Here is a 12,900-nt window from a genome sequence, read left to right as displayed (position 1 = left end):
ACCCGAGTACGCCCAGTACGAGGGCCTACGCCCGGCGCGCCGAGAGCACGCACCTGACGCCGCGAGGCCGCCCTCCGGGCGACGACGGGAATTTTCAGACAGGCCCCAGGTGTCAGCCGGTGGCCGTCACCCCCCGGCCGGCGGCACGCCCGGAGAGGACCGTCGGCCAGTGCGCGAGCGCCGCGGTCGCCGCGTACCAGGCCACCGCGCCCGACACGACGGCCACCCAGCCCCCGGCCTTCGCGAGAGCGGAACTGTCGGCGAAGGCCGCGACGGCCAGCACCACCATCGCCAGGAACAGCAGCCCGTACATGACCTGTCCGAGGCTGTCCCCGCCCGCGAGGGTCAGGGTCAGGGCCACGAGGGCGAACAGCAGCAGGAAGAGCCCGGCCGCGTCGGCCGAGGAGTGAGCGGCGACCGCCCAGGTGAACCACATGGCGCCGAGGGCCGCGGAGCCGGTACCGGACACGCCGTCGCCGACGCGGAGGGCCAGCAGGCCGACGAGGAACAGGGCAACTCCGCCCACGTAGTGGGCCACTGAGACCGCGTCGGACGCGGCCACACCGTCGATGACACCGGTCGTACCGAGCCCGAACGCCAACAGGGTTACTCCCAGGGCGAGTCGGCCGACCACAGTAGTGCTTCCGCTTCCCGCGGAGACTTCGTTGTCCACGGCGGGCTCCCTTCGTGCAGGTGCAGTTGCGCGGTGACCGGTATATGCCCTTCACAAGGGCACAACCCACCTCTACGCGCGAGTAGTTTCGCGCTGCACAAAGGGAGTGAGGAGGATCGGGGAGGCTCAGGGGATGACGATGACGGGCCGCCGCGCCCGCTTGGCGAGCCGCCCGGCGACGGAGCCGAAGATCCGGCCGACGATGCCGTGCGTGGAGCCGACGACGATCGCGTCCGCCTCGTACTCCCGCCCCACCTCTTCGAGTTCGTGGCAGATGTCCCCGCCCCGCTCGACCAGGATCCACGGCACCTCGGCCAGATAGTCCGCACAGGCCAGCTCGAGCCCCAGGACCTCGGTGCGGTGGTCCGGCACGTCGACGAAGACGGGCGGCTCGCAGCCGGCCCACACGGTGGTGGGCAGCCGGTTGGCGACGTGCACGATGATCAGGCCGGAGTGGGAGCGGTGGGCCATGCCGATCGCGTAGGCCAGGGCGCGCTCACTGGAGGTGGAGCCGTCGAAGCCGACGACCACTCCGTGCCGGAAGGCGGGATCACAGGAAGGGCGTGACTCTTCCGCCGCCTGGGGCTCGGCCGCCGTGGGATCGGCGACCGGCCGCTTGCGGTCCGCGGGTTCGAAGAATTCGTGACCGGCCATGGCTGTCTCGGCGTTGTGATCCTTTTTGGGAGGGACGACAGTGTGCGGCGGAGCTGTGTCCGGGAAACATCTTCCCAAGCCCATACCCCCAAGGGTACGGCGGCACGCCTCCTGGGCCCAGATCCCGCGCACGCTCCGTGAGCGGCCCCCGACGTCCGCAGGGGTTCACCGGAGCATGCACGAGCCGCGCCCGTAACGCAATGGTTGCTGCCCCGTACAGGCGGTTTGCACAGGGTTCACAGATGTACGGACGGTGACCGACCGGTCGGACGGGCGTTGAACCGGGGTGAGCCACCGCCACAGGGAGTACGAGATGCCCGGACCCCGATCCAGCAGCGAGCAGCGCCCGGCGCCGGACACCGCGAGCGACGTGATCCGCTGGGCCGCCTTCAGCTGCGTGCTCGTGCCCGTGGTGCTCCTCTGGTACGGCAGCTCGCTGGCCGGCGCCGCGGGAACCGCGCTGGGGCTCACCGCCGTCACGGCTGTGTGCCGGGTGCTGCTGCGCCGCTCGGAGCGGGGCACCGAGCGTTGCGCCGCGCAAAGAGGTGGACGTCACACGCGAGGGCAGACACCGGTCGACTGACCTGTTTCCGCGCTTCCGAACGCTGCTTTTCAGCCAACTTCTGGATATCGGCCAAGGGGGTCCCCGACCACCCCCCAACCCCCGTTCCACCTGCACGGAAAGGGTCCAGAGACCGCTGCGCACCCTACGCGGTTTGGCCACTGCGACAAGGCGCACTTCCCTGCACGGCTCACGAGTGCAACGCTTCGTGATCGAATGCTTCACGCCAAGTTGTCATGTCGACAATGTCCGGCGTGTCGAACTGGTCACCGCGAGATCGCGGGAGCCATTAGATTCGATCTTGATGTCGTACGGCGGGGGACTCGTGCAGGACCGAGGGGAAACGTGCAGGAGCGACACAACCGAGGAGCCGCGACCACCGAGGGGGGCTTAGCAGTATGAGCCACGACTCCACTGCCGCGCCGGATGCCGCGGCCCGGAAACTCTCCGGGCGACGCCGCAAGGAGATCGTCGCGGTGCTGCTGTTCAGCGGCGGGCCCATCTTCGAGAGTTCCATTCCGTTGTCGGTGTTCGGGATCGACCGCCAGGACGCCGGCGTGCCGCGCTACCGCCTGTTGGTGTGTGCCGGCGAGGAAGGCCCGCTGCGGACCACAGGGGGCCTGGAACTCACCGCGCCACATGGGCTGGAGGCGATCTCCCGAGCAGGGACCGTCGTCGTACCGGCCTGGCGTTCGATCACATCACCGCCGCCGGAGGAAGCACTCGACGCGCTGCGCCGGGCACACGAGGAAGGCGCCCGCATCGTCGGGCTGTGCACGGGCGCCTTCGTGCTCGCGGCGGCCGGACTGCTGGACGGCCGCCCGGCGACCACGCACTGGATGTACGCACCGACACTGGCCAAGCGCTATCCGTCGGTACACGTCGATCCACGGGAGCTGTTCGTCGACGACGGCGACGTGCTCACCTCGGCGGGTACGGCGGCCGGAATCGATCTCTGTCTCCACATCGTGCGGACGGACCACGGCAACGAGGCGGCCGGCGCGCTCGCCCGGCGCCTGGTGGTCCCGCCGCGCCGGTCGGGCGGTCAGGAGCGCTATCTCGATCGGTCTTTACCCGAGGAGATCGGCGCCGACCCGCTCGCCGAGGTCGTCGCCTGGGCGCTGGAACACCTCCACGAGCAGTTCGACGTGGAGACGCTGGCGGCACGCGCCTACATGAGCCGCCGTACGTTCGACCGCCGGTTCCGTTCGCTGACCGGGAGCGCTCCGCTGCAGTGGCTGATCACCCAGCGGGTGCTCCAGGCGCAGCGGCTGCTGGAGACGTCGGACTACTCCGTGGACGAGGTGGCGGGCCGGTGCGGCTTCCGCTCCCCCGTCGCGCTGCGCGGGCACTTCCGCCGCCAGCTCGGCTCGTCCCCCGCCGCCTACCGGGCCGCCTACCGGGCCCGCCGGCCGCAGGGCGACAGGCCGGGTGAGGCGGAGCCGGCGGTGCCGGCCCCCGGACAGGGCTCGCCCGCGGGCCTGTCCGGACCCGGGCCGGTGCCCCCGCCACCCTCCCTGCTGCACGACCACCGGGACGGCGGGGTGCCGATGCAGAGCCGCCGGGCCGCGGCCGGCGCGGTGGGCCTGCTGCCGGGGCCGCGCAGCGGCAGCTGAGCGACAGCCGAACAGAGAGGCGAAGGGGGCGGAGCCGGACTCCGCCCCCTTCGCCCGGTCCGCGCACACAGAGGTCGCCGCACGGTCGGTCCAGCTCAGCGCGGCTCGCCGTAAGGTGAGACACATGAACGATCGCATGGTGTGGATCGACTGCGAGATGACCGGCCTCTCGCTGTCCGACGACGCTCTCATCGAGGTGGCCGCCCTCGTCACCGACTCCGAGCTGAACGTACTCGGCGAAGGGGTGGACATCGTCATCCGCCCGCCGGCCCGGGCACTGGAGACGATGCCGGAGGTGGTGCGTCAGATGCACACCGCGTCCGGGCTGCTCGCCGAGCTCGACAACGGCACGACTCTGGAGGACGCCCAGGAGCAGGTGCTGGCGTACGTGAAGGAGTACGTGAAGGAGCCCGGCAAGGCGCCGTTGTGCGGCAACTCCGTGGGCACCGACCGGGGCTTCCTGCTGCGGGACATGCCGGCCGTGGAGAGCTACCTCCACTACCGGATCGTCGACGTGTCCTCGGTCAAGGAGCTGGCCCGCCGCTGGTACCCGCGGGCGTACTTCAACAGCCCGGAGAAGAACGGCAACCACCGGGCGCTCGCCGACATCCGCGAGTCGATCGCCGAGCTGCGCTACTACCGCGAGGCCGTCTTCGTGCCGCAGCCCGGCCCGGACTCCGAGACCGCGAAGGCGATCGCCGCCAAGCACGTCCTGCCCGCGCCGTAGCCCGCCCGCGGGGGCCGCGCGAAAACGTGTGCGCGAGCACCCCTTCGAACCATGTAGACTTCTTCTCGGCCGGTCGGGGAAACGACAAGTTCCACCGCCGGTCGTGGTGGGTGTAGCTCAGCTGGTAGAGCACCTGGTTGTGGTCCAGGAAGTCGCGGGTTCAAGTCCCGTCACTCACCCTGAGTAGTCAGCCGGTGACACCGTCGCAAGACGGGTCACCGGCTGACTGCGTTTTCCGGTGGGCGGTGGGGGTCGCCCGGCCCGCGCCGTTCACGACGACGCCCGCACCACCAGCTCCGTCGGCAGCACCGCCTGGCGCCGCTCCGGCTCAGGGGCCGCGGCCGGGCGGCGGCCGGCGATCTCCGTGAGCAGGAAGTCGATCATCGCCCGGCCCATCTCCTGGATCGGCTGGCGGACGCTGGTCAGCGGCGGGTCCATGTGGCGGGCGATGGCGGAGTCGTCGTACCCGACCAGCGCGACGTCGTCGGGGATGCGGCGGCCCGCCTCGCGCAGCACCTGCCGGGCGCCGGCCGCCATCACGTCCGAGCCGGCGAAGACCGCGTCCAGGCCGGGATGGCGGGACAGCAGGGTCGTCATCGCCCGGCGGCCCCCCTCCTCGGTGAAGTCACCCGGCTCGATGAGGAGTTCGTCCACCGCGTGCCCCGCGTCGCGCAGGGCGTCCCGGTAGCCGGCCACGCGGCGCTCGGCGCCGTAGACGTCCAGCCGGCCGGTGATGTGCGCGATCCGGCGGCGGCCCCGGCTCAGCAGGTGCTCCACCGCCGAGCGGGCGCCGCCGTAGTTGTCGGAGTCCACCGAGGTGAGCGACTCGGCCGCCGAGCGCGGGCCGCTGATCACGGCCGGGATCTCCAGCTGGGCCAGGAGGTCGGGCAGCGGGTCGTCGGCGTGCACCGAGACCAGCAGGACGCCGTCGACGCGGTGGGCCGCGAGGTACTGGGCCAGGCGCTGCCGTTCCCGGTCACTGCCGGCGAAGATCAGGAGCAACTGCATCTCGGTGTCGGAGAGTTCCGCGCCGACCCCGCGCAGCATGTCCGAGAAGTACGGCTCGGCGAAGAACCGGGTCTCCGGCTCGGGGACGACCAGGGCGATGGCGTCGGTACGGTTGGCCGCCAGGGCGCGGGCCGCGGTGTTGGGGACGTAGCCGAGTTCGGCGACTGCCGCCTCGACGGCGGCGCGGGTGGAGTCGCTGACCCGGGGCGAGCCGTTGATCACCCGGGAGACCGTGCCCCGCCCGACCCCGGCCCGGGCGGCGACCTCCTCCAGGGTCGGCCGCCGGCCGCCCCGGCCTTTCACACCGTTGCCCGCCATGGTCGCCGCCTTCCGCTCACCGCCGTCAGGCCAGGAATGTAACAGCCGTGGCGCAGGCGTCTTCGCTTCCGCCGGCCGCGGCGGGCGTGACCGGAGCCGGGGTCACGCCCGCCGTACGGCGCAGGTCAGGCGGGCAGGGCGTTGGAGCGGACCACCTCGGCGTACCAGTGGGCGCTGGCCTTCGGGATACGGCGCTGGGTGGGGTAGTCGACGTAGACGGCGCCGAAGCGCTTGGAGTAGCCGTAGGACCACTCGAAGTTGTCCAGCAGCGACCACAGGAAGTATCCGCGCACGTCGGCCCCGTCGGCGATGGCGCGGCGGACGGCGTCCAGGTGGGCATGGAGATAGGCGATCCGCTGGGGGTCGGCGACCCGTCCCTCGGGGGAGACGTAGTCGTCGAACGCGGCGCCGTTCTCGGTGACCATGAGCGGCAGACGCGGATGGGAGGCCGCCAGTCCGGTCAGCAGCGTGTGCAGTCCGTCCGCGTCGATGGCCCAGTTCATCGCGGTCAGCTCGGTGTTGGCGAGGTGGAAGGCGATGTGCTCGGACCCGGTCCACGGTGAGTGGTCGCTCGCACCGTGGCCGTCGTTCCTGGTGCTCGCGGCCCCGTCGGCGGGCAGGGAGACCACGGTCGGCGAGTAGTAGTTGACGCCGAGCACGTCGATCGGCCGGGAGATCTCCGCCAGGTCCCCGTCGCGCACCAGTGCGTCCCAGTCGACCAGGTGCGCGGTGTCGGCCAGCAGGTCCTCGGGGTAGGCGCCGTCCAGGAGGGGCCCGGTGAAGATCCGGTTGCCGACCGCGTCGATGCGGCGCGCGGCCTCGGCGTCCTCGGGGCCGTCGGTGAGCGGGCGCACCTGGTGCAGGTTCAGGGTGACGGAGGTCTGGGCGGTGGACGGCAGCGCGGCGCGCAGGGCGCCGACGGCCTGCCCGTGGGCCAGGTTCAGATGGTGGGCGGCACGCAGGGTGGCGGCCGGGTCGGTCCGCCCCGGCGCGTGGACGCCGGAGCCGTATCCCAGGAACGCCGAGCACCAGGGTTCGTTGAGGGTGGTCCACATCCCGACCCGGTCGCCCAGCGCGCGGGCCACGAGATCGGCGTAGTCGGCGAAGCGGTGAGCGGTGTCACGGTGCGGCCAGCCGCCCACGTCCTCCAGTTCCTGCGGCAGGTCCCAGTGGTAGAGGGTGGCGACGGGGGTGATGCCCGCCTCCAGGAGCGCGTCGGTGAGGTGGCGGTAGAAGTCCAGGCCGCGTTCGACGGCGGGTCCGCGTCCGGTGGGCTGGACCCGGGACCAGGAGACGGAGAACCGGTACGCCTGGAGGCCGAGGTCCTTCATCAGGGCCACGTCGTCGCGGTAACGGTGGTAGTGGTCGGCGGCGATGTCGCCGGTGTCGCCGTTGCGGACCTTGCCGGGGGTGTGGCTGAAGGTGTCCCAGATGGACGGGGTGCGGCCGTCCTCGGCGGCGGCCCCCTCCACCTGGTAGGCGGCGGTGGCGGCACCCCAGACGAAGCCGGCCGGGAAAGACGGTGCCGAGGCCGGCTGGGCCGTGGTCTCGGGTCGTACGGCGGTCATGGTGAGAACGCTCCCAAGGGGGGTGAGAAACGGGCGGCGGACGGCGGTCCGGCGTGCGGGAGGAGAGGCGCAGAGGGCGCGGGTGAGGGACGGCCTCAGCCCTTGACCGCGCCCGCCATGATCCCTCCGACGATCTGCTTGCCGAAGATGACGAAGACCACCAGCAGAGGCAGGGTGCTGATCAGTGCTCCGGCCATGACGATGCTCTGGTCGGGGGTGTACGAGGCACTGAGCTGGCCGAGGGCCACCTGGATGGTGGGGTTCTCCTGGTTCAGCGCGAGGAAGGGCCAGAAGAAGTCGTTCCAGGCCTGTACGAAGGTGAGCATGCCCAGCACCATCATGGCGGGCCGGGCCACCGGCAGGACGACGCTCCACACGATGCGGAAGTTGCTCGCCCCGTCCACCTTGGCCGCCTCGATCAGCTCGTAGGGCAGGGCCTCCGTCAGGTACTGGCGCATGAAGAAGACCCCGAAGGCGCCGACCAGCGTCGGGAAGATCACCGACTCCAGCCGGCCGCCCCACCCGATGTCCGACATCATCATGAACAGCGGGACGACGCTGAGCTGTGGCGGGATCGTCAGCGTGGCGATGACCGCGGTCATCAGCACGCCACGGCCGCGGAAGCGCATCTTGGCGAAGGCGTAGCCGGCGAGGGTGCAGAAGAAGAGGGTGGCCGCGGTGATGCAGCCGGCCACGACGACACTGTTGACGATGGCCGTGCCGAGGTGGGCCTGCTCCCAGGCCGCCTGGAGGTTGCTCCACAGTCTGCCGCCCGGTACCAGCGGTGGCGGGCTGTCCAGGACGCGCTGCTGGTCGTGCGAGGCGGCCACCAGTGTCCAGTACAGCGGGATGATCGAGCCCAGGCCGACGACGGTCAGGGCGGCATAGGTGAAGGGGCCGCCCCGCAGCTGCCGGCCGGCTCCCACCCGGAAGCGGCCGGGGCCCTTGCCGGGGGCGGTGGGAAGCGGTGCCGGGCCGAGGTCCGGCGCGGTCGTGGTGGGACTGGTCGTGGTCATCGATGTCGCTCCCGTCAGGCCGCGTTGTCGCGCACGAACCGGCCGACGATCCAGTTGATCAGGGCGATGAGCAGCAGCAGGACGAGCATGGCCCAGGCCACGGCCGCCGCCGGGCCCAAGTGGCCCAGCTTCCAGCCGTAGTTGAAGAGGTAGATGCTGAGCGTCTCGTACTGGTGCTCGCTGCCGCCGATCGAGCCGAGGGTGCCGCCCTGCAGCAGCAGCGGCTCACCGAACAGCTGCATCGAGCCGATGGTGGAGATGACGATGGTGAACAGGATCGTCGGCCGCAGCGAGGGAACGGTCACCTTGCGGAACTGCTGCCAGCGTGACGCCCCGTCGATCGAGGCGGCCTCGTACAGGTCGGTGGGGACCGCCTGCATGGCCGCCAGGTAGATCAGGGCGTTGTAGCCGGTCCAGCGCCAGATCACGATGACCGAGATGGCGATCTTGGAGGTCCACTCCCCGTTGCCCCACTCGATGTTGCCGGCGCCGAAGAAGTGCAGCACCCAGTTGAGGATGCCGCCGTCGGCGCGGAAGACGAGTGCGAAGACCAGGGCGGCCGTGGCCACCGAGGTGGCGTACGGGGTGAGGATGACGGTCCGCCAGAAGGTGCTGGCGCGCAGCTTGTAGTTGAGCAGGTGGGCCAGGCCCAGCGCCACGAGCAGCTGCGGGACGGTGGAGATGACGCCGATGACGAAGGTGTTGAAGACGGCCGTCCAGAACTCGGAGTCCTGGAGGATCCTGCCGAAGTTGTCCCAGCCGACCCACTGGGACTGGTCGAGGCTGGTCATCTCCACCCGGTGCAGGGCGATCCAGCCGGTGTAGAGGAGCGGGTAGAGCCCGAAGGCGCCGAAGATCAGGAAGAAGGGGGCGATGTAGGCGTACGGGGACGCCTTGTCGTCGAGGCGCCACAGCCGGGCGCGCCATGTGCCGCGTCCGTCCGGCGCGGCACCGGTGCCGCCTGGTGGCGGGGTGCAGGCGCCCCGGGCGGGGGTTGTCGTTGCCACGGAGGGAGTCCTTCCCTGGAGGTTTCGGCCGGGTGGGGCGGCAGGCGCGTCCCGGGACCGGGCCGGCCCGCACCTGCCGGTGCCGGTGCCGGCTCGGTTCGTCCGGTGCGGCGGCTCCGCCTCCGCCTGCGGCCCCGCTCGGGCGCCGGGCGCCGCTCGGGCGCCGGGCGCCGCTCGGGCGCCGGGCGCTCGCCGCGGGGGCGGGCCTGTGGTGGGCCGCCGGGCGGGAGCGGCTAGCCGAGTGCCTTGTCGATCGACTCGGTCGCGGCCTTCCAGGCGTCGTCGGACTTGGTTCCCCGCTGCTCCATGTTGTTGATCTGGGTGGAGATCGTGTCCTTGATCACGCCGTCCTTCGGGCCGAGCACCGCCTCGGGGATGGACTTGGCCTCCTCGGCGTAGATCTGCCCGATGGGGGCGTCACCGAAGTACGCGAGCTTGGCGTTCTTCACGTCGGCCAGCTCGTAGGCGCCCTTGTTGGACGGGAAGACACCGATGGCCTTGAACACCGCGGCCTGCTGCTCGGGGGCGGTCAGCCACTTGACCAGCTCGGTCGCCTCCTTGACGTGCTTGCCGCTCTTCGGGACGGTCAGGAAGGAGCCGCCCCAGTTGGCCGCGGTCGAGCCGGGGGCACGGGAGATGTCCCACTTGCCCTTGTAGTCGTCACCGGAGTTGACGGAGATCTGGCCCGCCATCCACGCGGGGCAGGCCACGGTGGCCACCGTGCCCTTGCGCAGTGCCGCGTTCCAGGCGTCGGTGAACTGCGGCAGGCCCTGGCTCAGCTTCTTGCCGGCGGCCTCGGCGGCCAGGTCCCAGCCCTGCTTCACGGACTGGCTGTCCTTGTACACCGGCTTGCCGTCGGCGTCGTAGTACTGCTGCGAGGAGGAGCTGACGACCGCGTTGTACATGGCGGACGCGGAGTCCATGAAGTAGGTGCCGGAGGGTGCCTTCTTCTTGTACTGCTCACCGAGCTTGAGGTAGTCCTCCCAGCCACCGGCGACGGCCTTGGCGACGGCCTCGCGGTCGGAGGGCAGGCCGGCCTTCTCGAAGAGGTCCTTTCGGTAGCACAGGGACATGGGGCCGATGTCGGTACCCGCGCCTATCACCGTGCCGTCCGCGGCGGTGGCCTGCTTCTCCTTCCAGGACACCCAGTCGTTCACGTCGATCGTCTTGCCGAGGTCGGTGAACCTGGCCGCCTGGGTGTCGACGACCTCCTTGATGCGCCCGACCTCGATGCCCGTGACGTCCGCGAGGCCACTGCCCGTGTTCAGCTGCTGAAGGAGCTTCGGGTAGTAGTCCTGCTCGTTGGCGGTGGTCTCTTCCTTGACCGTGATGTTCGGGTGCAGCTGGTGGTACTTGGCGAACAGGTCGGCCTCCTTGTAGCCGAACTGCCCGAAGTCGGCCACCGTGAGGGTGATGTTCCCGTTGGCATCCGAGGTGTCCGAGTCGTCGCCGTTGCTGCAGCCGGTCAGCAGCAGGGCGGAGGCCGTCAGGACCGTCGTGGTCAGGGTCGCCGCTCTGCGGCCGTGACCGCCGCCGGTACGGGTGATGCGCATTCCACTACTCCTTGTTCCAGTGGGGAACGGGACCTCGGGAATCGGGCCGCCGGGCCCCGGCGGTCCGGACCTGCCCTCTCGGTTTGAGCAGCGGCTAGCCCACAGCACCCGGCGTGCAGGGGAAAGGCGCTGGTCAACGGTGTGCCATGCAAGGTAGAGGGGAAGGCCATGGGTGGTTCGAGCCGAACGGGAGAGCCCCCCGGTCGCTCCGTGGGACCGCTCCCACGCGGCATGCCGGAAGACTCGTTGGTGCCAGGCCGGGTGTCAAGACTTGAAGACGGCGTTGTTGCGTAAGCGTGTTCCGCGCGTCACGGGAACGTGTCGCGCAACTCCGGGCGCGACGGCGGTCGTTCGGCGGACCGGTACGGCGTCGGGGCAGGTCACCGGCGGGTCGATCCCCGCTGCCGGACAACTCGGCGCCGCAGCGGGCCGGTTGCCCGGCTCTCTGGGTCAGAATGAAGCGCTCTCACCACGACACGCCGGAAGGTGAACGATGAGCCCTGCCGAACCGCCGCAGCCGCCCAGGACCGCGGAGGCCCGGCGCCCGACCCTGAACGCCGTCGCCGCCCGGGCCGGTGTGGGCCGTGGCACGGTCTCGCGGGTCATCAACGGCTCGCCGAAGGTGAGCGACCGGTCCCGGGCGGCCGTCGAGCGGGCGATCGCGGAACTCGGCTACGTCCCCAACCGCGCCGCCCGTTCACTGGCGACGCGCCGCACGGACGCGGTCGCGCTGGTGGTGCCCGACGCCGAGAACCGGCTCTTCTCCGAACCGTACTTCTCGGGGATCATCCGGGGCGTGTCCGCCGGACTCGCGGACGCCGGGATGCAGTTGCTCGTGGTTCTCACGCGCGACGACAAGGAGCACGGCAGGCTCGCCGCCTATCTCGCCGCGCAACGGGTGGACGGTGTGCTGATGATGGCGGTCCACGGTGACGACACCCTGCCCGACCGGCTGGACGAACTGGCCGTGCCGACCGTGCTGGCCGGGCGGCGCGGCGACCGGGAGCGGCTGGGCCATGTCCGGGCGGACAACCGGGGCGGCGCCCGGCTCGCCGTACGGCATCTGCTGGCGGGTGGGCGCCGGTTCATCGGCACCATCACGGGCCCCCTGGACATGGAGGTGGCGAGGGCGCGGCTCGACGGTTACCACGAGGCCCTGCGGGAGGCCGGAGCCCCCGTCGAGGAGGACCTGATCGCGGGGGGTGACTTCACGGAGGAGGGCGGACGCGCGGCCATGCGGGAACTTCTGCGCCGGCGCCCGGATCTCGACGCCGTCTTCGCCGCCTCCGACGTGATGGCCTCCGGCGCGGTGCAGGAACTGCGTGCGGCGGGCCGCCGGATACCGCGGGACGTCGCACTGGTCGGGTTCGACGACTCGATCGTGGCCCGGCACGTCGACCCGCCGCTGACCAGCGTCCGCCAGCCCCTGGAGGAGATGGGCCGGGCCATGGCGGGTCTCCTGCTGGAGGAGATCGCCCACCGCGGCACCGGACGGCGGGGCGTGGTGCTGCCGACCGAACTGGTGGTACGCGAGTCGGCCTGACGGGTGGAGCCGGTGATCTCCTCCACGGCCGGAAGGGGCGCGGCCCTCCCCCCGGAGTGCCGCGCCCCCGCTCAGGCGACCCGTCGGTGCCGGGTCAGTGGAACGCCCCGAACGCCTTCGCGAAGGCGAACTCGGCCTGCGTGACCGAGCTGCACGTGGGGTCCGCGGTGGGCTTGGCGCCCCCTGCGCACTGCTTGTCGCGGGTCGCGGACCACATGGAGAGCCCGCCGAGGCCCCTGGACTTGGCGAAGTCCGCCAGCTGTACGGCGTCCTCGACCTTGAAGACCTCGGAGGAGACGTCGTTGACACCGATCATCGGGGTGACCGCGACCGCCTTCCAGGCGGCGGAGTCGGACAGGCCCAGCACGCTCTTGACCTGCGCCTGGGTGGCGGTCGCGGCCTGCTCGGCGTAGGTGCCCATGTCACCGCTGTACGAGGCGCCGTAGTCCATCGCCATGATGTTGACGGTGCCGATCCGTACGCCGTGGGACTTGGCGTCGGCGAGGAGGTTCACGCCGTCCTGGGTGAGGCCCTCGGGCATCACCGGGAGGGTGAAGGAGACGTCCAGGCCGGGGTGCTGGGCCTGGAGCCGGGCGATGGCCTGGGCGCGACGGGTGTTGGCGGCGGTGTTCGGCAGCGCGCCGCCCTCGATGTC

Annotated in this window: 11 protein-coding genes, 1 tRNA gene and 1 pseudogene; 5 read left to right on the top strand and 8 right to left on the bottom strand. The window is 71.1% G+C overall.

Going from position 1 to position 12,900, the window contains the following annotated elements; all coding sequences use genetic code 11:
* Positions 1-112: 112 nt before the first annotated feature.
* Both AB0B40_RS36960 and AB0B40_RS36955 read right to left on the bottom strand, forming a co-directional pair.
* Positions 113-673: a GPR1/FUN34/YaaH family transporter gene (locus AB0B40_RS36960; protein WP_345047550.1), complete on the bottom strand. Its 561-nt coding sequence runs from the start codon at positions 671-673 to the stop codon at positions 113-115.
* 126 nt (positions 674-799) lie between these two features.
* Positions 800-1,327, bottom strand: a complete 528-nt coding sequence (locus AB0B40_RS36955; protein WP_161287437.1) for a universal stress protein — start codon at positions 1,325-1,327, stop codon at positions 800-802.
* A 313-nt stretch (positions 1,328-1,640) separates the two neighbouring features.
* Here AB0B40_RS36955 and AB0B40_RS36950 point away from each other — a divergent pair, with 313 nt between their 5' ends.
* From AB0B40_RS36950 to AB0B40_RS36935, 4 genes are all read left to right on the top strand, one after another.
* Complete coding sequence (locus AB0B40_RS36950) at positions 1,641-1,910, top strand: hypothetical protein (RefSeq protein WP_345047548.1); 270 nt, start codon at positions 1,641-1,643, stop codon at positions 1,908-1,910.
* Positions 1,911-2,287: 377 nt separating this feature from the next.
* Complete coding sequence (locus AB0B40_RS36945; protein ID WP_362267964.1) at positions 2,288-3,505, top strand: helix-turn-helix domain-containing protein; 1,218 nt, start codon at positions 2,288-2,290, stop codon at positions 3,503-3,505.
* Between the two features lie 124 nt (positions 3,506-3,629).
* Positions 3,630-4,232: an oligoribonuclease gene (orn, locus tag AB0B40_RS36940; protein WP_345047545.1), complete on the top strand. Its 603-nt coding sequence runs from the start codon at positions 3,630-3,632 to the stop codon at positions 4,230-4,232.
* Positions 4,233-4,338: 106 nt separating this feature from the next.
* Positions 4,339-4,411: transfer RNA gene (locus tag AB0B40_RS36935), tRNA-His, on the top strand.
* A gap of 91 nt (positions 4,412-4,502) precedes the next feature.
* On the opposite strand, the gene AB0B40_RS36930 is transcribed toward AB0B40_RS36935, so the two are convergent.
* From AB0B40_RS36930 to AB0B40_RS36910, 5 genes are all read right to left on the bottom strand, one after another.
* Positions 4,503-5,558, bottom strand: a complete 1,056-nt coding sequence (locus AB0B40_RS36930) for a LacI family DNA-binding transcriptional regulator (RefSeq protein ID WP_345047544.1) — start codon at positions 5,556-5,558, stop codon at positions 4,503-4,505.
* A 125-nt stretch (positions 5,559-5,683) separates the two neighbouring features.
* On the bottom strand, positions 5,684-7,126 hold the full coding sequence (locus tag AB0B40_RS36925; protein ID WP_345047542.1) for a GH1 family beta-glucosidase: 1,443 nt from the start codon (positions 7,124-7,126) through the stop codon (positions 5,684-5,686).
* 95 nt (positions 7,127-7,221) lie between these two features.
* Positions 7,222-8,142 carry a carbohydrate ABC transporter permease gene (locus AB0B40_RS36920; protein ID WP_345047541.1) on the bottom strand — a complete coding sequence of 307 codons (921 nt, stop codon included), beginning with the start codon at positions 8,140-8,142 and terminating at the stop codon, positions 7,222-7,224.
* Between the two features lie 14 nt (positions 8,143-8,156).
* Positions 8,157-9,149 (bottom strand): sugar ABC transporter permease, encoded by a 993-nt coding sequence (locus tag AB0B40_RS36915; protein WP_345047539.1) that lies wholly within the window; start codon positions 9,147-9,149, stop codon positions 8,157-8,159.
* A 233-nt stretch (positions 9,150-9,382) separates the two neighbouring features.
* A complete protein-coding gene (locus AB0B40_RS36910) occupies positions 9,383-10,702 on the bottom strand; it encodes an ABC transporter substrate-binding protein (RefSeq protein ID WP_345047538.1) in 1,320 nt (439 codons plus the stop codon).
* Positions 10,703-11,195: 493 nt separating this feature from the next.
* Here AB0B40_RS36910 and AB0B40_RS36905 point away from each other — a divergent pair, with 493 nt between their 5' ends.
* Positions 11,196-12,245 carry a LacI family DNA-binding transcriptional regulator gene (locus AB0B40_RS36905; RefSeq protein ID WP_345047537.1) on the top strand — a complete coding sequence of 350 codons (1,050 nt, stop codon included), beginning with the start codon at positions 11,196-11,198 and terminating at the stop codon, positions 12,243-12,245.
* Positions 12,246-12,339: 94 nt separating this feature from the next.
* Here the strand turns inward: AB0B40_RS36905 and AB0B40_RS36900 are convergent.
* A pseudogene (locus AB0B40_RS36900) lies at positions 12,340-12,900 on the bottom strand (sugar hydrolase); the annotation flags it as partial.

The organism is Streptomyces sp. NPDC042638, assembly GCF_040647235.1.
Lineage (GTDB): Bacteria > Actinomycetota > Actinomycetes > Streptomycetales > Streptomycetaceae > Streptomyces > Streptomyces rameus.
Note: the sequence above shows the minus strand (reverse complement) of the source record. Positions and strands in the feature narration are given on the sequence as shown.